This window comes from Streptomyces sp. WM6386 (assembly GCF_000972385.1).
Taxonomy (GTDB): Bacteria; Actinomycetota; Actinomycetes; order Streptomycetales; family Streptomycetaceae; genus Streptomyces.
In genome coordinates this window covers 77544-102569 of sequence record NZ_JXTE01000062.1, presented here as the reverse complement: position 1 = coordinate 102569, position 25026 = coordinate 77544, and the positions used below count along the sequence as shown (strand labels likewise).

28 protein-coding genes and 1 pseudogene are annotated in these 25026 nt (G+C 70.0%); 14 read left to right on the top strand and 15 right to left on the bottom strand.

Annotation, left to right across the window (positions count from 1 at the left end; translation table 11 throughout):
* From TN53_RS48535 to TN53_RS31005, 12 genes and pseudogenes are all read right to left on the bottom strand, one after another.
* Positions 1 to 198, bottom strand: a pseudogene (locus TN53_RS48535) (lyase family protein); the annotation flags it as partial.
* Positions 199 to 312: 114 nt separating this feature from the next.
* Positions 313 to 1329, bottom strand: a complete 1017-nt coding sequence (locus tag TN53_RS31055; protein ID WP_046262050.1) for an asparaginase — start codon at positions 1327 to 1329, stop codon at positions 313 to 315.
* Positions 1330 to 1361: 32 nt separating this feature from the next.
* Complete coding sequence (locus TN53_RS31050; RefSeq protein WP_046262049.1) at positions 1362 to 2804, bottom strand: amino acid permease; 1443 nt, start codon at positions 2802 to 2804, stop codon at positions 1362 to 1364.
* Positions 2801 to 3484 (bottom strand): FadR/GntR family transcriptional regulator, encoded by a 684-nt coding sequence (locus TN53_RS31045; RefSeq protein ID WP_046262048.1) that lies wholly within the window; start codon positions 3482 to 3484, stop codon positions 2801 to 2803. Before TN53_RS31045 ends, TN53_RS31050 begins: the two co-directional genes overlap by 4 nt.
* A gap of 158 nt (positions 3485 to 3642) precedes the next feature.
* Positions 3643 to 4479: an undecaprenyl-diphosphate phosphatase gene (locus tag TN53_RS31040; RefSeq protein ID WP_046262047.1), complete on the bottom strand. Its 837-nt coding sequence runs from the start codon at positions 4477 to 4479 to the stop codon at positions 3643 to 3645.
* Positions 4480 to 4552: 73 nt separating this feature from the next.
* Complete coding sequence (crcB, locus tag TN53_RS31035) at positions 4553 to 4915, bottom strand: fluoride efflux transporter CrcB (RefSeq protein ID WP_046262046.1); 363 nt, start codon at positions 4913 to 4915, stop codon at positions 4553 to 4555.
* The gene (locus tag TN53_RS31030) at positions 4912 to 5292 is read right to left on the bottom strand and encodes a DUF190 domain-containing protein (RefSeq protein WP_046262045.1); all 381 of its coding nucleotides are present in this window, start codon (positions 5290 to 5292) and stop codon (positions 4912 to 4914) included. The genes crcB (TN53_RS31035) and TN53_RS31030 overlap by 4 nt, the downstream gene beginning before the upstream one ends.
* Positions 5289 to 5744 (bottom strand): fluoride efflux transporter CrcB, encoded by a 456-nt coding sequence (gene crcB / locus TN53_RS31025; RefSeq protein ID WP_046262044.1) that lies wholly within the window; start codon positions 5742 to 5744, stop codon positions 5289 to 5291. Before crcB (TN53_RS31025) ends, TN53_RS31030 begins: the two co-directional genes overlap by 4 nt.
* A 59-nt stretch (positions 5745 to 5803) precedes the next feature.
* Complete coding sequence (locus tag TN53_RS31020; protein WP_420719142.1) at positions 5804 to 6772, bottom strand: SMP-30/gluconolactonase/LRE family protein; 969 nt, start codon at positions 6770 to 6772, stop codon at positions 5804 to 5806.
* Between the two features lie 45 nt (positions 6773 to 6817).
* Positions 6818 to 7105: a helix-turn-helix domain-containing protein gene (locus TN53_RS31015; protein WP_046262043.1), complete on the bottom strand. Its 288-nt coding sequence runs from the start codon at positions 7103 to 7105 to the stop codon at positions 6818 to 6820.
* A gap of 222 nt (positions 7106 to 7327) precedes the next feature.
* The gene (locus tag TN53_RS31010) at positions 7328 to 8887 is read right to left on the bottom strand and encodes a glycosyl hydrolase 53 family protein (RefSeq protein ID WP_046262042.1); all 1560 of its coding nucleotides are present in this window, start codon (positions 8885 to 8887) and stop codon (positions 7328 to 7330) included.
* A 131-nt stretch (positions 8888 to 9018) separates the two neighbouring features.
* A complete protein-coding gene (locus tag TN53_RS31005) occupies positions 9019 to 11040 on the bottom strand; it encodes a beta-galactosidase (protein ID WP_046262041.1) in 2022 nt (673 codons plus the stop codon).
* A gap of 184 nt (positions 11041 to 11224) precedes the next feature.
* Between TN53_RS31005 and TN53_RS31000 the strand changes: the two genes are divergently transcribed.
* The 4 genes from TN53_RS31000 to TN53_RS30985 are packed head-to-tail and all read left to right on the top strand — an operon-like array spanning position 11225 to position 15454.
* Positions 11225 to 12553 carry an ABC transporter substrate-binding protein gene (locus tag TN53_RS31000; RefSeq protein ID WP_046262040.1) on the top strand — a complete coding sequence of 443 codons (1329 nt, stop codon included), beginning with the start codon at positions 11225 to 11227 and terminating at the stop codon, positions 12551 to 12553.
* On the top strand, positions 12550 to 13524 hold the full coding sequence (locus TN53_RS30995; protein ID WP_095046824.1) for a carbohydrate ABC transporter permease: 975 nt from the start codon (positions 12550 to 12552) through the stop codon (positions 13522 to 13524). The genes TN53_RS31000 and TN53_RS30995 overlap by 4 nt, the downstream gene beginning before the upstream one ends.
* Positions 13521 to 14426, top strand: coding sequence for a carbohydrate ABC transporter permease (locus tag TN53_RS30990; RefSeq protein ID WP_046262039.1), 906 nt, complete (start codon positions 13521 to 13523; stop codon positions 14424 to 14426). Before TN53_RS30995 ends, TN53_RS30990 begins: the two co-directional genes overlap by 4 nt.
* Entirely contained in the window at positions 14423 to 15454 is a 1032-nt protein-coding gene (locus tag TN53_RS30985; RefSeq protein ID WP_046262038.1) for a LacI family DNA-binding transcriptional regulator, read from the top strand. Before TN53_RS30990 ends, TN53_RS30985 begins: the two co-directional genes overlap by 4 nt.
* On the opposite strand, the gene TN53_RS30980 is transcribed toward TN53_RS30985, so the two are convergent.
* Positions 15435 to 16184 carry a methyltransferase domain-containing protein gene (locus tag TN53_RS30980; RefSeq protein ID WP_046262037.1) on the bottom strand — a complete coding sequence of 250 codons (750 nt, stop codon included), beginning with the start codon at positions 16182 to 16184 and terminating at the stop codon, positions 15435 to 15437. The genes TN53_RS30985 and TN53_RS30980 overlap by 20 nt on opposite strands.
* 28 nt (positions 16185 to 16212) lie before the next feature.
* On the opposite strand from TN53_RS30980, the gene TN53_RS30975 reads away from it, so the two are divergent.
* Genes TN53_RS30975 through TN53_RS30965 form a run of 3 tightly spaced genes read left to right on the top strand, consistent with a single transcriptional unit; the run spans position 16213 to position 17468 of the window.
* A complete protein-coding gene (locus TN53_RS30975) occupies positions 16213 to 16647 on the top strand; it encodes a MerR family transcriptional regulator (protein ID WP_046262036.1) in 435 nt (144 codons plus the stop codon).
* 36 nt (positions 16648 to 16683) lie between these two features.
* Positions 16684 to 17028 carry a VOC family protein gene (locus TN53_RS30970; RefSeq protein WP_046262035.1) on the top strand — a complete coding sequence of 115 codons (345 nt, stop codon included), beginning with the start codon at positions 16684 to 16686 and terminating at the stop codon, positions 17026 to 17028.
* A 50-nt stretch (positions 17029 to 17078) separates the two neighbouring features.
* Complete coding sequence (locus tag TN53_RS30965; protein ID WP_046262034.1) at positions 17079 to 17468, top strand: MarR family winged helix-turn-helix transcriptional regulator; 390 nt, start codon at positions 17079 to 17081, stop codon at positions 17466 to 17468.
* Between the two features lie 6 nt (positions 17469 to 17474).
* Here TN53_RS30965 and TN53_RS30960 read toward each other — a convergent pair whose 3' ends face one another.
* A complete protein-coding gene (locus TN53_RS30960; RefSeq protein WP_046262033.1) occupies positions 17475 to 17888 on the bottom strand; it encodes a nitroreductase family deazaflavin-dependent oxidoreductase in 414 nt (137 codons plus the stop codon).
* Between the two features lie 152 nt (positions 17889 to 18040).
* On the opposite strand from TN53_RS30960, the gene TN53_RS30955 reads away from it, so the two are divergent.
* Positions 18041 to 18682: a TetR family transcriptional regulator gene (locus TN53_RS30955; RefSeq protein ID WP_234441739.1), complete on the top strand. Its 642-nt coding sequence runs from the start codon at positions 18041 to 18043 to the stop codon at positions 18680 to 18682.
* Here the strand turns inward: TN53_RS30955 and TN53_RS30950 are convergent.
* Entirely contained in the window at positions 18651 to 19502 is an 852-nt protein-coding gene (locus tag TN53_RS30950) for a LysR family transcriptional regulator (RefSeq protein WP_046262032.1), read from the bottom strand. The two genes, TN53_RS30955 and TN53_RS30950, sit on opposite strands and share 32 nt — an antisense overlap.
* A gap of 342 nt (positions 19503 to 19844) precedes the next feature.
* Here TN53_RS30950 and TN53_RS30945 point away from each other — a divergent pair, with 342 nt between their 5' ends.
* The 6 genes from TN53_RS30945 to TN53_RS30920 are packed head-to-tail and all read left to right on the top strand — an operon-like array spanning position 19845 to position 25024.
* Positions 19845 to 20534: an alpha/beta hydrolase gene (locus tag TN53_RS30945; protein ID WP_046262031.1), complete on the top strand. Its 690-nt coding sequence runs from the start codon at positions 19845 to 19847 to the stop codon at positions 20532 to 20534.
* A complete protein-coding gene (locus tag TN53_RS30940; RefSeq protein ID WP_046262030.1) occupies positions 20531 to 21370 on the top strand; it encodes a sulfurtransferase in 840 nt (279 codons plus the stop codon). Before TN53_RS30945 ends, TN53_RS30940 begins: the two co-directional genes overlap by 4 nt.
* Positions 21367 to 22221 carry an ABC transporter permease gene (locus TN53_RS30935; RefSeq protein WP_046262029.1) on the top strand — a complete coding sequence of 285 codons (855 nt, stop codon included), beginning with the start codon at positions 21367 to 21369 and terminating at the stop codon, positions 22219 to 22221. Before TN53_RS30940 ends, TN53_RS30935 begins: the two co-directional genes overlap by 4 nt.
* A gap of 2 nt (positions 22222 to 22223) precedes the next feature.
* Positions 22224 to 22940 carry an ABC transporter ATP-binding protein gene (locus TN53_RS30930; RefSeq protein WP_046262028.1) on the top strand — a complete coding sequence of 239 codons (717 nt, stop codon included), beginning with the start codon at positions 22224 to 22226 and terminating at the stop codon, positions 22938 to 22940.
* A complete protein-coding gene (locus TN53_RS30925) occupies positions 22937 to 23905 on the top strand; it encodes an ABC transporter substrate-binding protein (protein WP_052745338.1) in 969 nt (322 codons plus the stop codon). The genes TN53_RS30930 and TN53_RS30925 overlap by 4 nt, the downstream gene beginning before the upstream one ends.
* Positions 23906 to 23920: 15 nt before the next feature.
* On the top strand, positions 23921 to 25024 hold the full coding sequence (locus TN53_RS30920; RefSeq protein WP_046262027.1) for an LLM class flavin-dependent oxidoreductase: 1104 nt from the start codon (positions 23921 to 23923) through the stop codon (positions 25022 to 25024).
* The last annotated feature ends 2 nt before the right edge of the window (positions 25025 to 25026 follow it).

Here is a 25026-nt window from a genome sequence, read left to right as displayed (position 1 = left end):
TTCCTCATTGGCGAGCGCGGCGGCCTCCTTGACGGCGGCGAGGGCGTCAAGGAGGTGGGGGTAGGCGGAGATGGGAGTGCCGGTGATGGCGAAGTTCTCCGTGGCGCGGAGGGTGTGCACACCCCAGTAGGCATCAGCGGGAACATCACGATCACCGAGCAGATCGTGCTCGCGGCGAGTGACGGCGACGGCGGTCATGAGGTTCGGTTCCTCTTTCTGAGGGGGGTGCGGTGAGTTCTTTCAGGGCGCGGGGAACGGCGCGACCAGCCACAACCGGCCCGCAGCCGCAGAACGACAAATCCAGGCACATCCTTAGGCGCAAGCCGAAACCACAACCGGCTCGAGCGAACGAACCGGCCGAACCCGCCCGACCTCCCGACCGCCTCCCAGAAGAGCCTCACCCTGGAACTCGGCCAGCACAGACGGATCGACCCCGGCCCACGCCAACGCCGCCGCAGCAACAGGCACCCGCGCCCGATTCGCCCCGTCAGCGATCTTCACAGCAACAGAACGCCCGTCCGGAAGCGCAGCAACCTGCACGCCCTCGAACCCGTCCTTGGCCAACAGCCCCGGCACGGCCCGCATCAACGCGGCGACATCCCGCCCCGCCCCGGACGCCATCTCCGCATGCGCCCGCATCGCGTCGGCGACCCGAGCCTCGGGCGTACCCGGCGCCGCGGAGGTGATCCGCGCGGCAGCCCGGGCAAGCCCGTTCAAGGACAGGGAAAAGAGGGGCGCTCCACACCCGTCCACCGTCACCTGGGCGATCCGCTGTCCCGTGAGGTCCTCCACGATCTCGGCGATCGCCTGCTGAAGCGGATGACCTGGGTCCAGATAACCCTCGAGCGGCCAGTCGTTCAGCACGCACGTGTAGAGCATCGCCGCATGCTTCCCGGAACAGTTCTGGGCGAGCCGCGACGGCGGTCGGGACTCCCGCACCCACACATCCCGTACGACCGGGTCGTACGGCATGTCCGGTACGTTGCGCAGGGCGTCCTCGCCCACGCCCGCCAGCTCCAGGATCCGCCGGGTACCGGCGAGATGACGTTCCTCGCCGGAGTGGCTCGCCGCGGTCAGCGACAGCAGCTCACCGTCGAGCGGGAGCCCGGCCCGGACCATGGCGACGGCCTGCACCGGCTTCAGCGCCGAGCGCGGATAGAACGCCGCCTCGATGTCGCCGAGCTGGAACCGGACCTGCCCGTCCGCGCCGAGGACGACGACGGAACCGTAGTGGATGCCCTCCACGACCCCGCCGCGTATGAGGTGGGCGACGGGGGCGTGGAGGGGCTCGCGGATCAGGGGTGGGTCCGCGACGAGACTGCTGTACATCACTTCCTGCTTCTAAGGGTGCGCCACGCGGGTCACGCGTCGGCGGCGGTGGATTCGGTCTCGGTGGAGGTGCGGGCGACCCGGCCGCGGACGGCGTACCACCCGGCGACCAGGGCGCCGGCGATCAGCGGCAGGCACAGCACGGTGGTGCGTCCGACGCCGCCGTCGGCGTACATGAGGACCAGGACGGAGGCGAGGAACGCCATCGTCACGAGTTCGGTCCAGGGGGAGCCCGGCAGCCGGTAGCCGGGGCGGGTCAGTTCGCCCTTCTCCGTCTTCTGCCAGAAGAGCAGGTGACAGAGCATGATCATGCCCCAGGTCGACAGGATCCCGATCGCGGCGAAGTTGAGCACGATCTCGAAAGCGTCGGCGGGGACCACGAAGTTGAGGCCGACGCCGAGGACGCAGATGCCGCTGGTGAGCAGGATGCCGCCGTAGGGGATCTGGCTGCGGCTCATGACGCCGGTGAACTTGGGCGCGGAGCCGGACATCGCCATGGAGCGCAGGATGCGGCCGGTGGAGTAGAGGCCGGAGTTGAGCGAGGACATGGCCGCGGTGAGGACGACGAGGTTCATCACTCCGCCGGCGGCCGGGACGCCGATGTTGGAGAGCACGGTGACGAAGGGGCTCTGGCCGCCGGTGTACTTGTTCCACGGCAGCAGCATCGAGAGCAGGACGACCGAGCCGACGTAGAAGAGGCCGACGCGCCACATGATCGAGTTGATCGCCTTCGGCATGATCTTCTCGGGGTTCTCGGTCTCACCGGCCGCGACGCCCACCAGCTCCACCGAGGCGTAGGCGAAGACGACGCCCTGGAGGATCAGCAGCATGGGCAGCAGGCCGTTGGGGAAGACGCCGCCGTTGTCGGTGATCAGGGCCGGGCCGGGGGTGGTGTCGCCGACCTCGTGCTGGGTGACCAGCAGGAAGATGCCGATCAGCATGAACGCCACGAGCGCGCCCACCTTGATGATGGCGAACCAGAACTCCAGCTCGCCGAACATCTTCACCGAGATGAGGTTCACGGTGAGGACGACGGCGAGCGCGATGAGCGCGATCACCCACTGCGGTATGTCGGAGAACATGCCCCAGTAGTGGGTGTAGACGGCCACGGCGGTGATGTCGGCGATGCCGGTGGTGGCCCAGTTCAGGAAGTACATCCAGCCCGCGATGTAGGCGCCCTTCTCGCCCAGGAATTCCCGGGCGTAGGACACGAAGGCGCCGGAGGACGGGCGGTACAGGACGAGTTCGCCGAGGGCGCGGACCACGAGGAAGGCGAAGATTCCGCAGACCGCGTAGGCGATGAACAACGAAGGCCCGGCGTCGGCGAGGCGGCCGCCGGCTCCGAGGAAGAGGCCGGTGCCGATGGCGATCATGTTGACGTGCCGGGACTTCAGCGACTTGCTGTAGCCCTCGTCTCCGGCATCGACATGGCCGGAACGTTTCTGCACGCCGTCGTGCAGGCTTTGCTCGCTCACGCCTGGGGGTTGCCTTCCGTGGGGGTGTCCGTGCCCTTGCCAGGGGAACGCACGATGTCGGTGAGGGTGGTCTCGACGCGGTCGAGGTGGTGGGACATGGCCTCCACCGCGTCGAGCTCGGAACCGTCGATCAGCGCCTCGACGATCGCCCGGTGCTCCCGGTTGGACTGCTCCCGGCGGCCGCCCAGTTCGTTGAGGAAGGCCGACTGACGCGCCAGTGCGTCACGGATCTCCTCGATGACCCGGCGGAAGACCGGGTTCTGGGCGGCCTCGGCCACGGCGAGATGGAAGAGGGTGTCCATCGCGACCCACGCCGTGGTGTCCGTCTCCCGCTCCATGCGGTCCAGGAGATGGGCCAGGTGGTCGAGGTTCTCCGGGGTGCGGCGCACGGCCGCGTATCCGGCGACGGGGATCTCGACGTGGCGGCGCACTTCCAGCAGGTCGCTGGCCGCGTAGTCGCCGAAGGTGGGGTCCTCCACCGCGTTGGCGACGACGAAGGTGCCCTTGCCGGTCTTGGAGACGGTCAGGCCCATGGTCTGCAGGGCCCTGAGGGCCTCGCGCAGGACGGGCCGGCTGACCTCCAGGGTGCGGCAGAGCTCGGCCTCGGAGGGGAGCTTGTCGCCGATGGCGTACTCCCCGCGCTCGATGGCGCCACGCAGATACCCCAGCACCGCTTCCATGGCACTGACGCGTCGCGGGGGCTGTCCGGCTGTCCGGCTGTCTGACAGGTTCACGGGAGTGATACTCCGGGCCCGAGGAGGGTGCTGTCAAGGCGTGTGAATGGAGAATTTCATGGGGTGTGAGACGTGAAAGCCGTCTCACACCCGTCGGCGTCCGGTCAGCTGCTCAGCGCACCCGTCGCCAGCAGGCCGAACAGCAGCACGCCCACGACGATCCGGTAGACGACGAAGGCGTTGAAGGAGTGCTTGGCCACAAACTTCAGCAGCCAGGCGATGGAGGCGTAGGCGACGACGAAGGAGACGGCCGTGCCGACGGCCAGCGGGGCCGCCCCCGCGCCGGTGCCGAGCGCGTCCTTGAGCTCGTAGATCCCGGCTCCGGTCAGGGCGGGGATGCCCAGGAAGAACGACAGGCGGGTGGCGGCGACGCGGTCCAGGTCCAGCATGAGCGCGGTCGACATGGTGGCGCCCGAGCGGGAGAAGCCGGGGAAGAGCAGGGCGAGGATCTGGGAGCTGCCGACGAGCATCGCGTCCTTGAACGAGGTGTCGTCCTCCCCGCGCTTGTGCCGGCCCATCTGGTCCGCCGCCCACATCACCCCACTGCCGACGATCAGGGAGCCCGCGACGACCCACAGCGAGGCGAGCGGGCCCTGGATGAGCGGCTTGGCGGCGAGGCCCACGACGACGATCGGGACCGTGGCGTAGATGACCCACCAGGCGAACTTGTAGTCGTGGTGGTAGCGCTCCTCCTTGTTCCGCAGCCCACGGCCCCACGCGGAGACGATCCGCACGATGTCCTTGAAGAAGTACACGAGCACGGCTGCGATCGCGCCGACCTGGATGACGGCCGAGAACCCGACCACGGCGTCGTCGTCGACGGGGATGCTCATGAGCCCCTCGGCGATCTTCAGATGGCCGGTGGAGGAGACGGGCAGGAACTCGGTCACCCCCTCGACGGCTCCGAGGACGACAGCCTGACCGACGCTGATGGCGCTCATGGGTTCCAGTTCTTCCAGCGGGGAGGGGGTTCGGCGGGGACAGTCTTACTACACGCGGATGTGTCCCGAAGCCTTACGCCCAGACGGCGCGGGCGAGTTCCACGCCCACGAAAGCCGCCCCCAGACCGGCGACCAGGCTCCCACCCACGTTGGCGAGGGCGTACAGCCCCGCGCCCGTCTCGGTCAGCCGCAGGGTCTCGTACGAGAAGGTCGAGTACGTGGTCAGGGCGCCGCACAGGCCGGTGCCGAGCAGGAGTTGGAGGTGGTGGGACCCGGCGGCGCCGGTCAGCAGGCCGAGGATCAGGCAGCCCGTGACGTTGACGACGAAGGTGCCCCACGGGAAGACCGAGTCGTGGCGGGACTGGATCGCGCGGTCGGTGAGATAGCGGAGCGGGGCACCGACTGTGGCGCCCGCGACGACCAGCAGCCAGTTCACAACGACCTCTTACCGTTCGTGTCCGGTTCGCCGGATTCCTCACCCCGTCCGACGTACCTGATGACCTCGCAGTCGTCGAGGACGACCAGGCCTTCGGTGACGAGTTCGTCGAGCTGTGGCAGGAAGGCCCGTACGCGCTCCTCGGTGTCGACGATGACGATCGCGACCGGCAGGTCCTCGCTCAGGGACAGCAGCCGTGAGGTGTGGATCCGCGAGGAGGCGCCGAAGCCCTCGATGCCCCGGAAGACGCTGGCCCCCGCGAGACCCGCCGCGTGGGCGCGGTGCACGATCTCGCTGTAGAGGGGCTTGTGGTGCCAGGTGTCGTGCTCGCCGATGAGCACGGTCACCCGCAGGGCGTTACCGGTCAGCCTCGTCATGGCTGCCTCCGCTTCAGGACGCGACGGGTCGCCGTCGCGGCGAGCCACACCGCCGCGAGGGCCGCGAGCAGGGTCGCGGCGAGGTAGGCCAGGCCGGTGCCGGGGTGGCCTGAGTCGAGGAGTTTCTGCACGTCGACGGCGTACGTGGAGAAGGTGGTGAAGCCGCCGAGGACGCCGGTGCCGAAGAAGGGCCGGACCAGGCGGTGCGCGGCCCACACCTCGGTGATGACCACCATGAACACCCCGATCACGGCACAGCCGACGACGTTGGTCCAGAAGGTCGCCCAGGGGAATCCGCCCGGCTGCGGGGGCCACCACAGGGAGAGTGCGTACCGGGCCGTGGCCCCGAGGGCACCGCCGAGCGCGACCACGGCGACAACGGGGCCCTGGCCGCGCAGGACCGGCTGCCGGGGGGTGGGGACACGGAGAGTCTCGGTCTCCGGGGCTGTCATGGTCGTACGTCTCCTGCCTGGACGGCCTGATCACGGCCGCCAACAGGGTAACGCCGGGCTCACTTGGGCGCGGGCGGCTCGCACAGGGCCACGCCCCGCTCCCGGAGGCTGCCCAGGACCAGGTGGCCGGCCGCCTGGCAGACGCTGGTGACCATGCGGAAACCGGAGTGGCGGCGAGTGAGGTGGTGGACGGTCTCGCCGTGGTCGTCGACCGCGAGGACGCCGATCGTGCCCGTGGGGCGGAAGGGGGCGTGCACGGCCAGCCGGGCGGCGGTACGGCGGGCGGCCGGGCCGGCGCGGTGCAGCAGGTCCAGCGGGGGGACGCGAGGGCCGGCCAGGGACACCCAGATGGGTCCGTCGGGCCGGGCGCGCCAGATGTTGTCGGGCATGCCGGGGAGGTGCTCGACGAAGGGTTCGGAGCGGCCCGCGTTCGGGCCGGTGAGCCAGTGGCGGGTCAGACGGTACGCACCGGTCTCCGCGACCACCAGGAAGGACTCGTCGCCGCTCGGGGCGAGGCCGTTGGCGAACTGAAGCCCGTCCAGGAGGACTTCGGGTGTCTCGCTGCCGGGTGCGAGGCGCAGGAGCCGGCCCGTGCCGGTGTGTTCGACGAGGTCGCCGATCCACTGGTCGAGGGGGTAGCGGCGGCTGGAGACCGTGAAGTACACGGTGCCGTCGGAGAGGGCGACGGTGTTGCTGCAGAACCTCAGCCGCTCCCCCGCCACCGAGTCGGCGAGGATGCGCACGACGCCCGTGTTCAGGTCGACGCGCAGCAGCCCGAGTTCGGCGTCGCAGACCAACAGGGTGTCGTCCGCGAGGAGTTCGAGACCGAGGGGTCTGCCGCCGGTCTCGGCGAGTACCTCGACGCGGGTCGTGGCCGGGTCGGCGAGACCGTCGAGGCGGAGGATACGGCCGTCCTCCACACCGGTCAGCACACGGCCCCGGCTGTCGGCGACGACGTCCTCGGGGCCCCGTCCGCCGATCGCGACGTACCTGCGCGGGACCAGCACCTGTGCACGCTCCACGGACATCCGCCCTTCGTCGCCTCTGAGCCTTTGGGGGCCCGAGAGCCCTTCTTACCAGCCCTTCTCGAACATGCGCGCCACCTCGGCTATCCGCACCTCGTCCCGTCGGTAGTAGGTGCGCCGCCGGATCCGCCTGGCGCGCAACAGGCCGATGTCCGTGAGCAGTTCGAGGTGGGTGTCGGCGACCTGGCGACGCACCCCGAGCTTGGCGGCCACGGCATCCGCGGTGACGCCGTCCTCGGTCGGATCGCGGCGACGCTGCGACGGGAAGTGTGCGGCCGGATCCTTCAGCCATTCCAGAATGTCCAGCCGTCGCTCAGTGACGGGAGTCCTCAGCATGTCGTCCCCCTCCGGACCGGCCTCCTCGTACCGCGTGTTCCCACTGTCCCGCAGTCCAGGCCGCCGTGTACGGACTTCACACGGCTTGTCCGATACCGAATGGACTTGCGAGGAACGTCTGTGTACCTATGGGCGATCCGGTCGGTCGTTCGCCGGTCATCGACCGATTAACACGAAGGGGCCCGGCCGCACTGCTGTGGCCGGGCCCCCGTCAGGAAGGAACTACCGGTGGCTGAACCACGCCATCGCCGGCTGCGCCTTGTTGTCGTAGTCGAACAGCGCCTGGTTCTCCCAGCCGTTGCCGGATGTGGCGTCGGTCGGGTCCCAGCCGTTGCCGGTGACCGCGGTCCAGGTCGACTCCCAGTAGAAGACGCCGAGGCCGCGGCCGTTCGGAACGGCCTCCACGAGACTGGCGACGTCGTTCATCCACCGGGTCTGGCCGGCCGTCGTGGCCGGGTAGCCGGAGACCAGTTCGCTGGAGAGGTCGATGATGTTCTCGAAGGAGTCGTCGCTGTCCAGACGGAAGGGGTAGGCCGTCTCGGCGACGAAGACCGGCTTGCTGTAGCGGGCGGCCGCGTCGTCCAGGGTCGTCTGGAAGTCGGCGAGCGAACCGTGCCAGTAGCCGTAGTAGGACAGGCCGATGACGTCGAACTTCACACCGTTGGAGACCGCGTTGTCGAACCACCAGCGGGTGCCGGTCAGGTCACCGCCCTTGGCGAGGTGCAGCGCCACCTGGGTGGCGGAGCTGACGGCCTTGACCGCGTCGTAGCCGGAGTTGAGCAGACCCGCGAGCTGCGACCAGTTGGAGGTGGAGCCGACGTTCCACAGCATGCCGCCGTTGATCTCGTTGCCCACCTGGACCATGTCGGCCGTGGTGCCCTGCGCCTTCAGCGCGTTGAGGACGTCGTACGTGTGGTTGTAGACGTCCGTCTTCAGCTGGCTGTAGCTGTGTCCCGACCACGCGGACGGCACGGTCTGCGCACCCGGGTCGGCCCAGGTGTCCGAGTAGTGGAAGTCGACCAGCAGCTTCATGCCCTGCGCCTTGATGCGCTTGGCCAGCGCCAGCACCTGCGTCTTGGTGTTGTAGCCGTCCTTCGGGCTCACCCAGACCTTGACGCGGGCGTAGTTCTGCCCGGCGGACTTCAGGATCGCGAGCGCGTCACCGGTCGTGCCGGAACTGGTCCTGTACGTACCGCCGAGGGCCTCGCTCTTGGCGAGTGAGGAGACGTCCGAGCCCTTGATGGACGTGCCGGTCGAGCCCGACGTGAAGGTCAGGTCGTCGACGTTGATCCAGTTGCCCGCGTTGGCATCGGAGTTGATGCTGATCGTGCACTGGTTGTTCGTCACCGCGACGGAGGTGACGACACGTATCCAGCCGCCGGCGGAGACCGGCAGGTTGGTGCGCTGCTCGGAACTGCCGCAGTTCTTCAGCGAGATGTACGCGGAGTTCTGCCCGCCGCCGGAGCGGACCCAGGCGGTGAGGGTGTAGTTCCCGTTGGTCAGCCCGGACAGGTACTGGTACGTCTCCACCTTGTAGGCGGAGGACGAGTAGTGGCTGAGGCGGTAACTGCCGCCGTGGCCACCGGACTCGGAGTACGAGGCGGCGGTCGAGCCGTACTCGGACCAGCCGGTCGGGGCCGCCGAGCCCGCGCCGTCGGATTCGAAACCGCCGTTGGTGAGCGTACTGGCCGCCTGCGCGGTCTGCGCGGGCAGGGCGGTGAGGGCGAGCCCCGCGGTGAGCGGGAGGAGCAGGGCCCGGAGGGTGCGTCTGGGATGGAACATCTTCGTCCGTCGTCCCTTCGACAAATGGGGTTGGGGATGTCCCTCGCCGGGGGCCGGCGAAGGGCCCCTCCGCCCGCGGCACGAGCGGCTCGCACGGGCGGAGGGGAGTCGGTTCGGCCGGTGGGGCCGGCTCAGCCGTCGAGCCGTACGACCCGGACGGCACCCGCGGGGACCTCGAGGCGGCCCGCGGCACGTTCACCGGTCAGCAGCTCGGTGCCGGAGGCCTCCAGCGGCACCTTGGCGTCCGACGCGGTGTGGTTGACCGCGAAGAGATACGTCCCCGACTCGCCGGTGCGGCGCACGAGTTCGACGTCGCGGGGCAGGTCGACACGCGTCGCGACCTGCGCGTCCTCGATCGCCCAGCCGAGCAGCGCGTCGAGGCCCTCCGCGCCGAGGCGCGTGGAGACGTACCAGGCGGTGCCCTGGCCGAGGCGGTGGCGGGTGACCGCCGGCTGTCCCTCGGTGAGGCCTTCGGCGTACGTCCACACCGTCTCCGCGCCGCGCGGCACCACGAACTCGGTCCACACGTCGCCGCTGAGCTCGGAGCCGTCGGGTCCGGTGATGCGCACGTTCTCGCCCTGGAGCAGCGGTGAGAACTCCTCGACCGTCAGGCCGAGGACGTCCCGCAGCGCGCCGGGGTAGGCGCCCTCGTGCACGGCGTCGTGCTCGTCGACGATCCCGGAGAAGAAGGAGACGACGAGGGTGCCGCCGTTCTCCACGTACTCCTTGAGGTTGTTCCCGGCCGCCTCCGTCATCAGGTAGAGGGCGGGTACGACGACAAGGGGATACCTCGACAGGTCGGCTTCCGGGTGGGCGAAGTCGACGGTGAGGTGCCGGTCGTAGAGCGCCTCGTAGAAGGCGTCGGCGCGCTCGCGAGGGTCGTGGTCCTCGCTGGGGCGCCAGGCGAGGTTCTGCGCCCACCAGGAGTGCCAGTCCCACAGGACGGCCACGTCGGCCTGGGTGCGGGTGCCTTGCAGGGTGCTCAACGAGTCGAGGGACGCGCCGAGTTCGACGACCTCCCGCCACACGCGCGTGTCGGTGCCGCCGTGCGGGAGCATCGCCGAGTGGAACTTCTCGGCGCCGCGCCGGGACTGGCGCCACTGGAAGAACATGGCGCCCTCGGAACCGCGTGCCACGTGGGCGAGGGAGTTACGGGCCATCTGGCCGGGGGCCTTGGCGGGGTTGCGGGCCTGCCAGTTGATGCCCGAGGTGGAGTGCTCCAGGAGGATCCAGGGCGCTCCCCCGGCCACCGAGCGGGTGAGGTCGGCGGCCATCGCGAGGTTGACGTGGGTGCGGCGGCCGTCGGTGATCAGGTAGTGGTCGTTGGTGACGATGTCGACCTCACGGCCCCAGGCCCAGTAGTCGACGGAGTCGCACTGGCTGAGGGCGGTCATGAAGTTGGTCGTCACCGGGACGCCGGGCGCGAGGCGGTGCAGGATGTCCCGCTCCATGACGAAGTTCTCGCGCATGGTGGCGTCGGCGAAGCGCTTGTAGTCCAGCGCCTGGGCCGGGTTGCCGACGGTCGGGGCGAGGCGCGGCGGGTTGATGTCCCCGAAGTCCGCGTACCGCTGGCCCCAGAACGCGGTGCCCCAGGCCTCGTTGACGGCCTCCACCGTCTCGTACGTCGTCTCCAGCCAGCGGCGGAAGTGGGCCGCGCAGGAGTCGCAGTAACAGGCGGAGACGGGGACGCCGTACTCGTTGTGCACGTGCCACATCGCCAGTGCCGGGTGGTCGCCGTAGCGCTCGGCGAGCCGGGTGGTGATGTTCGCGGCGGCCGCGCGGTAGTCGGCGTTGCTGTGACAGATGGCGCCGCGCGAGCCGAACTCGTAGCGCACGCCCTCCTGCGACACCGGCAGGGCGTCGGGGTGGGCCCGGTAGAACCAGACCGGCGGCACCACGGTGGGTGTGGCGAGGTCTACGCGGATGCCGTTCTCGTGCAGCAGGTCGATCAGGCGGTCGAGCCAGCCGAAGTCGTACACCCCTCGTGAGGGCTCCAGGAGCGCCCAGGAGAAGATTCCGACACTCACCATGGTGACGCCGGCCTCGCGCATCAGACGGACGTCTTCCTGCCAGACGCTTTCCGGCCACTGCTCGGGGTTGTAGTCCCCACCGAAGGCGAGCCTGGTGAGGCCCCTGGGGGTGGCTTCCGGCATGGGCTTCTCCCGTTGTGGTCGATCTTTTGGGAACGTGCACACAGCTGATCAGCGGTGTGAGGCCAAGATAACCGCATGGAAACAACCATTGACAAGTGTCCGGGATGTTTCTCTACTGTGAACGCTCACAGACGCATGGCAGGCCTACCGCAGCAGGCGGGGGCCCTGGTCAGGGGAGAGATCCATGCCCATCACGAAGCGCAGCCGGCTCAGCAGAGTGGCAGCATCCGCCGTCGCCGTTGCCCTCGGCGCCACCGCACTCGCCGCCTGCGGCTCGTCCGACGGGGACAGCGAGGCCGACTCCGGTCCGGTCTCGCTCACGTACTGGACCTGGACGCCGGGCATGGACAAGGTCGTCGACCTCTGGAACAAGGGCCAGGGCAAGAAGGACCAGATCACCGTCACGGTGAAGAAGCAGGCATCCGGCGACACACTGATCACCAAGATCCTCACCGCGCACAAGGCCGGCAAGGCCCCCGACCTGGTCCAGGCCGAGTACCAGGCGCTGCCGACCCTGGTCAGCAATGACGCGCTCGCGGACATCTCGAAGAACGTCGGCGACGCGAAGAGCAAGTTCGCCGACGGTGTCTGGCAGCAGACCACGCTGGGCACGGACGCCGTCTACGCGGTCCCGCAGGACATCGGCCCGATGATGTTCTACTACCGCCAGGACCTCTTCAAGAAGTACGGCCTGACCGTCCCCACCACCTGGGACGAGTTCGCCGAGACCGCCCGCGCGCTGAAGAAGAAGTCCCCCGACACGGATCTCACCACCTTCTCCGCCAACGACTCCGGCCTCTTCGCGGGCCTGGCCCAGCAGGCCGGCGCCCAGTGGTGGACCACCGAGGGCGACAAGTGGAAGGTCGGCATCAACGACACGGCCACCAAGAAGGTCGCCGACTTCTGGGGCGGCCTCGTCAAGGAGGGCGCCATCGACAACCAGCCGATGTACACCCCGGCCTGGAACAAGGCGCTCAACACCGGCAAGCAGATCGCCTGGGTCTCCGCCGTGTGGGCGCCGGGCACCCTGACCACCGCCGCGCCCGACACCAAGGGCAAGTGGGCCATGGCCCCGCTCCCCCAGTGGGCCGCGGGTGAGAACAGGACCGGCAGCTGGGGCGGCTCCTCCACCGGCGTCACCACGGACTCCAAGCACCAGGAGGCCGCCGCCAAGTTCGCCGCCTGGCTGAACACCGACGACGACGCCCTGCAGGCCCTGGCCAAGGAGAGCGGCATCTACCCGGCCGCCACGAACGCCCAGACCAGCGGCGCCTTCACCACCCCGCCGGACTACTTCTCCCAGCAGGCGGACTTCTACGCCAAGGCCTCCGAGATCGCGAAGACCACGGCGCCCTCGGCCTGGGGTCCGAACGTGAACGTCGCGTACACGACCTTCAAGGACGCGTTCGGCGCCGCCGCCAAGAACAAGTCGGACTTCGGCGCCGCCCTGGACAAGATGCAGGACACCACCGTCGCCGACCTGAAGAAGCAGGGCTTCGGAGTCTCCGAGTGACGAGCGCACGCCGGAAGTCGTACGGGGTCAAGGGGGCCCCGTACGCCCACCCGTCTCCCACCACCACCCTCAAACGAGCGCGAAGCGCCCCCTATTTTTTCCTCATCCCCGCAACGATCCTCTTCGCGCTGTTCTTCGCGCTGCCCATCGGGTACGCGGTGTGGCTCAGCTTCCGCAAGGTGCACGTCTCCGGGCTCGGCCTGGGCAAGGGCGCCCGCACGGAGGTCTGGGCCGGCCTGGAGAACTACACGGACGCCCTCACCGACAGCGAGCTGCTGAACGGCGCGCTGCGCGTCCTCGGCTACGGCTGCATCGTCGTCCCGGTGATGCTCGGCCTCGCCCTGCTGTTCGCGCTGATGCTCGACTCCGACAAGGTGCGGTTCACCCCCTTCACCCGGCTCGCGATCTTCCTGCCGTACGCCATCCCCGGCGTCGTGGCGGCGCTGCTGTGGGGCTTCCTGTACCTGCCGGACGTCAGCCCCTTCTATTACGTGCTGGAGAAGCTGGGCCTGCCGCAGCCGGACCTGCTGGACGGCGGTCCGCTGTATCTCGCCCTGTCGAACATCGCGGTCTGGGGCGGCACCGGCTTCAACATGATCGTCATCTACACCTCCCTGCGGTCCATCCCGGCCGAGGTGTACGAGGCGGCGAGGCTGGACGGCGCCACCCCGACGCAGATCGCGCTGCGGATCAAGATCCCGATGGTGGCGCCCTCGCTGGTGCTGACCTTCTTCTTCTCGATCATCGCCACGCTCCAGGTGTTCAACGAACCGACCACGCTGAAGCCGCTCACCAACTCCGTGTCCACGACCTGGAGTCCGCTGATGAAGGTGTACCGGGACGCGTTCGGCACCGGTGACATCTACGCGGCGGCCGCCCAGGCCGTGATCATCGCGCTCGCCACGCTGCTGCTGTCCTTCGGGTTCCTGCGGGCCGCGAACCGTCGTCAGAAGCAGGAGGCAGCACGATGAGTTCTCTTGCCGTCCGCAAGACCGAACCGGCCGCAGGCACCACGCCGGGCGCGGCCCAGGGTCCGCCGCTGCGCCGCCGGATCTCGCTCGTCCCGACGGTGACGCTGCTGATCGGCGCCCTCTACACGCTGCTGCCGGTGGCGTGGGTGGTGATCGCGTCCACCAAGTCGGGCACGGAGCTGTTCTCCACGTTCACGTTCCTGCCGGGCTCGGGATTCGTCGACAACATCAAGGACCTGAGCGCCTACCGTGACGGCGTCTACTGGGAGTGGATGGCCAACTCCGCCTTCTACGCCGTTCTGGGCGCCCTCCTGTCGACGGTCGTGTCCGCGTTCAGCGGCTACGCGCTCGCGACCTACCGCTTCCGCGGCCGCGAGACAATGTTCAACGTCCTGCTCGCGGGCGTGCTGATGCCGCCGATCATCCTCGCCGTCCCGCAGTACCTGCTGATGGCCCAGGCGGACCTCACCGACTCGTACCTCTCGGTGCTGCTCCCGCAGGTCCTGTCGCCGTACGGCGTCTACCTCGCGCGCATCTACGCCGCCGCCGCGGTCCCCGCCGACGTGGTCGAGGCCGGGCGGATGGACGGCGCGAGCGAGTGGCGGATCTTCACCCGCGTCGCGCTGCCGATGATGATCCCCGGCATGGTGACCGTGTTCCTCTTCCAGTTCGTGGCGATCTGGAACAACTTCCTGCTGCCGTACATCATGCTGAGCGACGACGAGAAGTTCCCGATCACCCTCGGTCTGTACACGCTCCTTGAGCAGGGCGCCAACACCCCCGCCCTGTACACACTGGTGATCACCGGCGCGTTCCTCGCGATCATCCCGCTCGTCGCGCTCTTCCTGGTCATCCAGCGATTCTGGAGCCTCGATCTGCTCTCCGGAGCCGTAAAGTCATGACCATGAGCAACACGGGGGGCCGGCGCAGACCGCCGACGATCCACGACGTGGCCCGCGAGGCCGGAGTCTCACGAGGTACCGTCTCGCGCGTCCTCAACGGCGGGCACTACGTCAGCCCGGCCGCCCAGGAGGCGGTCAACGCCGCGATCCGCAAGACGGGTTACGTCGTCAACCGGCACGCCCGTTCACTGATCACCGGACGCTCGGACTCGGTCGGGTTCCTGCTGACCGAGCCCCAGGAGCGGTTCTTCGAGGACCCCAACTTCAATGTGCTGCTGCGGGCCTGCACCCAGGCGCTGGCCGCGCACGACATCCCGCTGCTGCTGATGCTGGCCGGCACCGAGGACGAACGGCGGCGCATAACGCGGTACATCACGGCGGGGCATGTCGACGGTGTGCTGCTGGTGTCCAGCCACTCCGCCGACCCGGTCGCCAAGGAACTGCACGAGGCGGGGGTACCCCTGGTCCAGTGCGGCAAGCCCATGGTTCCCGGCTCGAAGGTGAGTTACGTGGCCGCGGACGACCGGGACGGCGCCCGTGACATGGTGCGCCATCTGCTGTCGCTGGGCCGTCGCCGCATCGGTGTCGTGACCGGTCCACTGGACTCCCCGGGCGGCGTCGACCGCCTCGCCGGCTACAAGGAGGTGCTCGCCGAAGCGGGCATCGAGATCGACGAGCGGCTCGTGGCCTCCGGGGACTACAGCCGGGCCAGCGGCGAGGCGGGCGCCGAACAGCTGCTCGCCCAAGCCCCGGACATGGACGCGGTGTTCGTCGCGTCCGACCTGATGGCGCAGGGAGTGCTGGCAGCGCTGGAGCGGGCGGGACGGCGGGTGCCGGAGGACGTCTCGGTCGGCGGCTTCGACGACTCGGCGGCCGCCCTCGCCGCCCGTCCCCAGCTCACCACCATCCGCCAGCCCTATGACCGCATCAGCGCCGAGATGGTCCGGGTGCTGCTGGCCCAGATCGGCGGCGAGGACTCGGCCGCGGTCATACTGCCGACCGAGTTGGTCAAGCGCGACTCGACCTGACCGGTGCCGTCGCCGCCGCCACGAACATCGGTACGGCGACGAACAGGCGGTCCTTCTCCGCGCGGGCGCGCTGCTCGGCCATCCAGCCGGCGGCGCGCCCTTCGTCCGTGACACCTGCGAGGTCCGTGAGCACCGGGAGTGCCTGCGGCCCGGTGAGGACGAGGGCGCGGATCTCGATGTGCACGTCCTCGAACCCCGCGTCGAGCAGCAGATTGCGGTGGGCACGCGCGGCGCGTGGCGCGGTGACCCGGTCGGCGCGGGTGTGCACGAGCGCGCGGGTCAGCGCGGGGTCGTCGGAGTCGATGACCATCGTGTCCCAGTCCTGGCCGAGGAGGACGATCCGTCCGCCGGGCGCGAGGACCCTGCGGGCCTGGGCCAACGCCCGCTGCGGTTCGGCGAGTACGTGGAACACCTTGTCGGCCCGGTAACCGTGCACAGCATGGTCGGGCAGCGGCAGTCGGTACGCGTCCCCGGTGCGAAAGTCGGCCTGCGGCCATCGAGTTCGCGCGACGGCGAGCATCCGCTCGTCCGGATCCACGCCGACGGCTTCGATGCCACGCTCGGTGAGCTCGGCGACGGCCCTGCCCCCGCCGCAGCCGACATCCACGGCGGAATCGGCAGCGCCCAGCAAGTCGTAGGAGAGCAGGCGCAGTTCGTGTGCGCCCGGCATCCGCTCCACGCCGTCGAGCAGGGCGATCAGCCGGTCGGTTTCCTCCGGTGTCCTGGTCATGGGCACCAGGCTGCGACTTAATGTCGGCATGAGGTCAAGCGAGGAGACTCTGAGCATCGGCGCGCTCGCCCGGCGCTTCGGTCTGGAGCCGCATGTGCTGCGGCACTGGGAGTCGGTGGGACTGCTGGCCCCGGACCGGGACACGGCGGGCCGGCGCCGCTACGGTGCCGATGACCTGGTGCGGGTCGCCTTCGTGCTGTGCGGCAAGGAGGCGGGGCTGTCGTTGGAGGCGATCCGCCTGATGGTCACGGGCGACGCCGAGCGACGGCGTGCGATGCTGCGACGCGAGGCGGCGGATCTGCGGGCCCGGATCGCCGCGGCGCAGGCCGCCCTGGAGATGCTCGAGGGCGGGGCGAACTGTCCGCACGAGGATCTGCTCCAGTGCCCGACCTTCCGGCGTGGCCTCTCGCGGCAAGCGGTCAGGATCGGAGAAGCCGCGTCGCACTCCCCCGTCCTACGGTGAAACCACCGACGAAGGAACCCACGGAGGAGCATCCCGATGACCGCAGGACTGAACACCATCATCTACCCCGTCAAGGACATCGCCCGGGCGAAGGCCCTGTTCAGCGCGCTGCTGGAGACCGAGCCCTACGCCGACGAGCCCTACTACGTCGGTTTCAAGGACGCCGGCCAGGACGTGGGCCTCGACCCGAACGGTCACTCCCGGGGCATGACAGGGCCGGTCCCCTACTGGCACGTCACCGACATCCGGGCCCGTCTCGCCGCGCTGCTCGGCGCGGGCGCCGAACTGCTCCAGGACGTCACGGACGTCGGCGGCGGCAAGCTGATCGCCTCCGTGAAGGACTCGGACGGCAACCTGGTCGGGATCACCCAGGACAGCTGAGCGCGCACGCCCCGACCGGGTGTCGATGCACGCGCATTAACATTCGGTGTATGGCAGTGAACGCGGCCGGCTCCCGGCTCGAGGAACAGTGGCGGGACATCCTGGGGATGCACGCGCGCACGATGTGCGAGATCGACCGGGTGCTGCACCCGCACGGACTGGGTGCGAGCGACTTCGAGGTGCTCGACATCCTCGCGGCCGAGGCGCCCGCGGAGGGCGACCTGTGCCGGGTGCAGAACCTGGTCGGGCGGGTCCATCTCAGCCAGAGCGCGCTGTCCCGGCTCATCGGCCGGCTGGAGAAGGACGGCCTGGTGGAGCGTTCCGTGTGCCTGGAGGACCGGCGCGGCGTGTTCGTGACGCTGACCCGCAGGGGCCGCGATCTGCACGCCGAGGTGCTGCCGCTGCAGCGGGACGTGCTGGAGCGGATGCTGGGCGGCTGACGGCCCTCAGTCGCGGGCCCGGATACGGAACACGGGATGGTCGGCGGGGTCGGGGAGCGCGGTGAGCACGTCGGAGACCGTCGGCATCCCGCCGTACTTCTTGCGATAGGCCGCCATCAGCGCCGGACGCTCGGACTCGGGCACCTCCTGCGCCGTGATCTCCTCGGCACGGCCGCGCACCGCCAGCCGGCAGTCGGGCGCCGCCCGCAGATTGAGGGCCCAGTCGCTGAGGCCGCGATAGGAGACGAGGTACCGCTCCCCCTCGTGCTCCAGTACCGCCACGGGCACCGTGCGCCACTGCCCGCTGCGGCGCCCGCGCACGGACAGCCGGGACACGACGGACCTGCCGAAGATCGGCGCCAGGCGGTTGCCGATGTTCCGTTGCATCCAGGGTGGCTTGAGGTAGGTGCGGGACGTCATCGGCTCCTCACCTCTCCCGCCGTCCGGTCGTGGATCAGGTCGAGGACTGCTGTCTGTGCCGCCATGGATGACCCCCTGGTCATGGCCTGTCGGACGATCGCAGAATGCTAGGGTAGCTCTAATGTTAGGGTCACCCCAAACGGGAGGGGTCATTGAGTCTGCGGGAGCAGAAGAAGCGGCAGATGCGGGACCGGATCGCCGAGACCGCGTGGCGGCTGTTCACGGAGCGGGGCTTCGACCGGGTCACCGTCGTCGAGGTCGCCCGTGCCGCGCAGGTCTCCGAGGCCACGGTCTTCAACTACTTCCCGGCCAAGGAGGACCTCTTCTCCTCCCGCTTCGAGGCCTTCGGGGAGCGGCTCGTCGAGGCCGTCCGCACCCGCCCGTCCGGCGACTCCGCCCTCGCCGCCTTCCGGAAGCGGCTGCTGGACTCCGGGGGACTGCTGGCACGGGTCGCGGCGGGGGACGCCGACGCACTCGACCAACTCCGCACGGTCAACGGACTGATCGCGGACAGTCCGGCGCTTCGCTCCCGCGAGCAGCGCGCCCTCGCCGGCTGCGCCGACGCACTGGCCGAGACGCTGGGCGGCGACATCTCGGCCCGGGTGGTGGCGGATGCCCTGTTCGGCGTCCACCGCGCCCTGATCGAGCATGTGCGGGAGCGGGTCCTGGCGGACGACGACCCCGCCTCGCTCGCCGCCGACGTACGCCGGCTCGCCGCCCAGGCGTTCTCGCTGCTGGAGGGCGGGATGCGGGACTACGGCATCACGGGCGCAGCAGATCCCGTACGGCGTTGAAGGCGGCCTCCGCCGTCGCCGGGTCCGCGCCCGGGCGGGCCAGGGCGCTCATGGGGATCGGAGGGACGGGCGGTAGGCCGTTGTACGGGGTCAGGCCGTCGGGGGCGGGGCCGACCGCGGCGAGGAGGGCGACGCCCTGGCCGGTGCGGGCGATGTCGAGGACGCCCGCGAGATAGCCTGCGTCGCCGACGACCGAGGCGGGCACCCCGTGCGCGGCGAGGGTCGCGATGGCCCGGCGGCGGATCGCGCACGGGTCCTCGATCGCGACCAGCGGCACCGGTGAGGGCGCCGTCGGGCGCTCCCAGCCGGGGACCGCGTGCCAGGTGAGCGGGAGTCCGCCGACGGAGACGCCCTCGGTGGCGGCCGCCTCGGTGACGTACACCGCCACGTCGACGCTCCCCCGCTCCACGGCCTCGACGAGCCGGGCGGAGCGGTCGATGCGGAAACGGACCCGGCAGCCGGGGCGCACCGCCTGGACGGCGGCGGTCAGCCGGGGCAGGAACTGGTCGGCGGCGTGTTCGGTGGAGCCCACGGTGACGGTGTCGCCGTCCGAGCCGAGCAGGGTGCGTACGGCCTCGTCGTGGACGGCGAGGACGCGGCGCGCCTGTTCCAGCAGCAGCCGGCCCTCGGTCGTGAACCGGGTGCCACGCCCTTCCCGCTCGACGACCGGGCGGCCCAGTGTCTTCTCCAGCTTGCGGACATGCTGGCTGACCGCGGACTGGCTGAGCGAGAGCGCCTGCGCGGCACGGTGGAACCCACCGCAGTCGGCGACCGCGGTCAGACTGCGCAGGGCCACGATGTCGAGCACGGGTCGGGACATGCCGTGACAGTATCCGCTCACCGCGATCGATCGCGATCCCTGATCGGTTTCGATGCGGAATCATCGTTGGACGTGTTCGCTCGTCGGCGGTCATGATGGGCGCATGTTGCACGCGACCGCTACGGCTGCCCTTCTGACGCAGCGCCGAGTCATCGACTTCGGCGTGGCGTGCAGCGCGCGTTGTCGCTGACCCCTGCCGCTCATCGCCCCGGGGCGCCCGCGCCTGCACTCTGACGCTGCGCGCCTCTTCTCCGTCTGACACGTGACAGCCGCTCCGGCCTGCCCTTTCCCCTGACTTTTCCCCTGGCCTTTCCGCTGCCCTGAAACGGGAGTTATCACCTCATGTCCTCTTCCTTCTCCTGGGACGAACCCGAAGGTCTCGCCGCGCGCGGCACGCTGATCGTGCTGTCCGGACGGGGCGAGCACGGTGGTGTGTACGAGCGGTTCGGCCGCCGGCTCGCCTTCGACGCCTACCGGGTCCGCGCACTCGGCGACCCGGCCGCCGATCCGTCCGTGCTCGACGAGGCGGCCAAGTTGCTCGCCGACGAGTCGCTGCCGGGTCCGAAGGTGGTGGTCGGTTCGGACACCGGCGCCCACTACGCCGCCCAGCTGGCCGCGGACGCCGACGCGCTGATCCTCGTGGGCCTGCCCACCTCCCCCTGGACGTCCGGGAGTTGGGAGGCGGAGGTCGAGGCCCGCACGGCCTGCCCCACCCACCAGGGCCGCCTCGCCGCCGACCCGGACTTCCGGCGCGGGGCGCTCGCCGAGAACCCGCGGCTGCCCGCCCTGCGTCTCGACCGGGTGACCGTCCCGGTACTGGCCCTGCACGGTACCGACGACACGCTGAGCCCTCTGGAGACGGCACGGGAGGCCTACGCCGGCTCGGGCGTACGGCTGGTGACCTTCCACGGCGGCCGCCACGACGTCCTCAACGACGCGCTGCACCGCACGGCCGCCGCCACCGTCGTGCTCTTCCTGGAGCGGCTGCGCCTGTCCCCCGAGCTGCCCCCGATCGTGGAGGGACCGGCATGAGCGTCACGACCACAGTCAGCGAGCTGCGTGACCTGCTGGACTCCGATCACCCTCCGGTCGTCCTCGACGTCCGCTGGGCCCTGGGCGATCCGCACGGCCGCGACCACTACGCCGAGGGGCACATCCCCGGTGCGGTCTACGTCGACCTGGACGGCGAGTTGGCCGCGCCGCCCAGCCCGGAGGGCGGACGGCATCCGCTGCCGCCGATCGACGCTCTGCAGGCCGCCGCACGCAGGTGGGGCATCCGATCGGGCCGACCGGTCATCGTCCACGACGACTTGGGCAACACCGCCGCGGCTCGGGCCTGGTGGCTGCTGCGGCACGCGGGAGTCCCCCGGGTGACGCTGCTCGACGGGGCACTGGGCGCGTGGCGGGCGGCCGGGCTGCCGCTGGAGTCCGGGATCCCCGCCGAGCCGGAGCCCGGGGACGTCCTCCTGGAGCCGGGCGGACTGCCGGTCGCCGACGCGGACGGAGCCGCCGAACTCGCCGCCACCGGCCTGCTGTTGGACGCCCGCGCCGCCGAGCGCTATCGGGGCGAGGTGGAGCCCGTCGATCCCCGGGCGGGGCACATCCCGGGCGCGGTGTCCGCGCCGACCGGAGAGAACCTCGCGGCGGACGGCACGTTCCTTCCCGCCGACGAGCTGCGCAAGCGGTTCGAGGAGAAGGGCGTGGGGTCGGCCGCGCGGATCGGCGTGTACTGCGGCTCCGGTGTCACGGCCGCCCATCAGATCGCCGCGTTGGAGATCGCCGGTTTCGAGGCCGCTCTCTTCCCCGGCTCCTGGTCCGCGTGGTCCACGGATCCGTCCCGCCCGGCCGTGAAGGGGGACCAGCCGTGACGGCTTCACTGGACACGGTGGCCCCGGCCGCACAAGCACCCACCCGTGTCACCATCCGCGGCACCACCAAGACGCGCCGCGGCTTCTCCGTCCCGCGTTCCGTGCGCCGGGCCGCCGGCCCCGTGGGACTCGTGCTCCTGTGGTTCCTGACCTCGGCCACCGGTCTGCTCCCGGAATCCGTGCTGGCCTCCCCCGTCGACGTGATCAAACAGGCGGTCGAACTCACCCGGAACGGTGAACTCCCCAGCGCGATCGCCGCGTCGGGCCGCCGCGCCGCCATCGGCTTCCTGATCGGTGCGAGCGTGGCGCTCACCCTGTCCCTGCTGGCCGGCCTGTTCCGGCTCGGCGAGGACGTCATCGACTCCTCGATGGGCATGTTCCGGGCGATCCCCTGGGTGGGCCTGATCCCCCTGTTCATCGTCTGGTTCGGCATCGAGGAGACCCCGAAGATCGCGCTGGTCACCCTCGGTGTGACGTACCCGCTGTACTTCAACATCTACGGCGGCATCCGCTCCACGGACTCCCAACTCGTCGAGGCCGCACGGATGATGGGCCTTGGCCGGCTCGGGCTGATCAAGTACGTGATCCTGCCCAGCGCACTGCCCGGGGCACTCGTGGGGCTCCGGTACGCGCTGTCCACCGCATGGCTCGCGCTGGTCTTCGCCGAGCAGATCAACGCGGACGCGGGGCTCGGCTATCTGATGAGCAACGCCCAGCAGTACTTCCGCACGGACGTCATCGTGCTCTGCCTCGTCGTGTACGCGCTGCTCGGCCTGGCCTGCGACTTCGCCGTACGGATCCTGTCGCGCCGGCTGCTGACCTGGCGGGCTAACTTCGAGGGCGAGGCCTAGAGATGCCCAACAGCGTGGAGATACGGGGCCTTTCGCGGGCCTTCGACGGCAAGACCGTTCTGCACGAACTCGATCTCGACATCCGCGAGGGCGAGTTCGTGGCCCTCCTCGGTCACAGTGGCTGCGGCAAGTCGACGCTGCTGCGGATCCTCGCCGGGCTCGACGACGCGATCGGCGGCGAGGTGACCGTGCCCGCCCGGCGCAGTGCCGCGTTCCAGTCGCCGCGGCTGCTGCCGTGGCTGAAGGTGTGGCGCAACGTGGTCCTCGGACTGCCCGGCCGTCCCGACAGGGCCCTGGCGCTCAAGGCGCTCGACGAGGTCGGCATCTCGGACCGGGCCACCGTCTGGCCCAAGACGCTCTCCGGTGGCCAGGCCCAGCGCGTCTCGCTCGCCCGCGCCCTGGTGCGTGAGCCCGAACTCCTGCTCCTGGACGAGCCGTTCGGCGCCCTCGACGCCCTGACCCGGGGCAGGGTCCAGCAACTCGTCGCCGAACTCTGGCGTCGGCACGGCTGCGCGATCCTCCTGGTCACCCATGACGTGGAGGAGGCGCTGCTGCTCGCCGACCGGGTCCTGGTGATGGATGAGGGCCGTATCGCCCACGAGCTCACCGTCGACCTGCCCCGCCCCCGTGATCTGACCGCCCCCGAGTTCGTGAACCTGCGCGCCCGCCTCCTGAACTGGCTCGGCGTGACCCACACCCTGGAAGGAATCCCCTCGTGATCCGCAGAATCGCAGCCGCCGCACTCAGCATGACCTCCCTGCTGGCGCTGACCGCCTGCGGCGCGGACTCCTCGGCCGAGGCCTCGTCCTCGGGGCAGGTCACGCTCACCGTCGGCGACCAGGCCAAGACCCTCCAGACGATCGTCGCCGCGTCGGACGCCCTGAAGGGCGCCAAGTACCGGGTGAAGTGGGCCGAGTTCGAGGGCGCCGCCCCGCTGTACCAGGCCGTCCAGGCGGGCGCCGCCGACACCGGCTACTCGGCCGACCTGCCCGCGCTCCAGGCGCTCAGTGGCGGGGTGAAGGTCAAGAACGTCGCCGCGCTCAAGAACGACGGAACCCATGTCGGCATCGTCGTCCGCAAGGACTCCGGCATCAGCAGTGTGAAGGACCTGAAGGGCCAGAAGGTCGTGGTGTCCTCGGCCAAGGGCAGTGTCTCGGAGTATCTGCTGGCCAATGTGCTGAAGCAGAACGGGCTCAGCTACCAGGACGTCAAGGTCCAGTACCTGCTGCCGACGGACGCACAGGCCGCGTTCGCCTCCGGCAGGATCAAGGCCTGGGCGATCTTCGGCGTCTATCAGGCCGTCGCCCTGGAACAGGGCGGAAAGCTCCTCGTGGACGGCGGGGATGGCCGGGTGAGCGGTATCGGCTTCGTCAACGCCTCCGAGGAGACCCTCGCCGACGCGAGGAAGAAGGCCGCGCTCGCCGACTTCCTCAAGCGTCTCGGCAAGGGCCTGAAGTGGACCAGCACCCACCAGGACGCCTACGCCAAGGCCATCGAGGAGCGCAACGGCGCCGACACGTCGGTGGCGAAGACGCTCGCCTCGGCCGCGTACAACCAGGTGCTGCCGATCACCCCGGACATCGACACGACCGTCCAGGGCGTGGCCGACCTCATGAACGGCATCGGTGTGCTGGACCCGAACGTCGACGTCGCGAAGTCGTCCGACACGTCCCTTCTCAAGTAATCACGGGAGTCATTCATGCCTGTCGAGTTCATCAGCGCCGTCCACACCGACGCCGGGGCGTCCGGTCCCGCCGCCTCCAGCCGGACCGGCCTCGACACCGACCATCTGCGCAGGTACGCCCGCGCGTTGGACGACGGCGGCTTCGACCACACCCTGGTCGCCTACCACTCGGCCTCGCCGGACGCCTTCCAGATCGCCCAGTTCGTCGCCACGCACACCGAGCGCATCCGCCCGATCCTGGCGCACCGGCCGGGTGTCGTTTCCCCCACCCATGCGTCCCGTGCTCTCGCGACCCTCGACCAGATCAGCAACGGCCGGCTCACGCTGCACATCATCTCCGGCGGCAGCGACGAGGAGCAGCGCCGTGAGGGCGACTACCTCGGCAAGGCCGAGCGGTACGAGCGTTCGGACGAGTACATCCAGATCCTGCGCAAGGTGTGGCAGGCCGACGGGCCGGTCTCGCACGAGGGCAAGTACTTCCGGTTCGAGGGCTACTACTCGGACGTGAAGCCGGTGAACGGGCTCGTCCCGATCTCCGTCGGCGGCTCGTCGCAGGACGCGTACCGGGTCGGCGGTCAGCAGGGCGACATCTTCGGTCTGTGGGGCGAGCCGTTGAAGGAGACCGCCGAGCAGATCGCCGCCGTGAACGCGGTCGCCGACGCCGCCGGGCGCCCCCGCCCCCGTATCTGGGTGTCGTTCCGCCCGATCATCGCGCCGACCGAGGAACTGGCCTGGGAGAAGGCGCACCGCACCCTGGGCGTCCTCAAGGACCAGGTGCGCAACACCGAGTTGCTCCGCCACTACCGCACCGCCGGCCGTCCGGCCAACGTCGGCTCCCAGCGGCTGCTCGACATCGCCGAGCGCGGCGAGGTCCACGACCGCTGCCTGTGGACCGCGCCCGCCGTCGCCACCAACGCCGCCGGTGCCTCGACCGCGCTGGTGGGCACGCCCGAGACGGTCGCGAAGGCGCTGCTCGACTATGTCGACATCGGCTGCGACCTGCTGTCGATCCGCGGCTACGACCCGCTGAACGACGCCGTCGACTACGCCCGCCATGTCCTGCCGCTGGTCCGGCAGGAGCTCGCCCACCGCGCCACGACCACCACCCACGCCGCCTGATG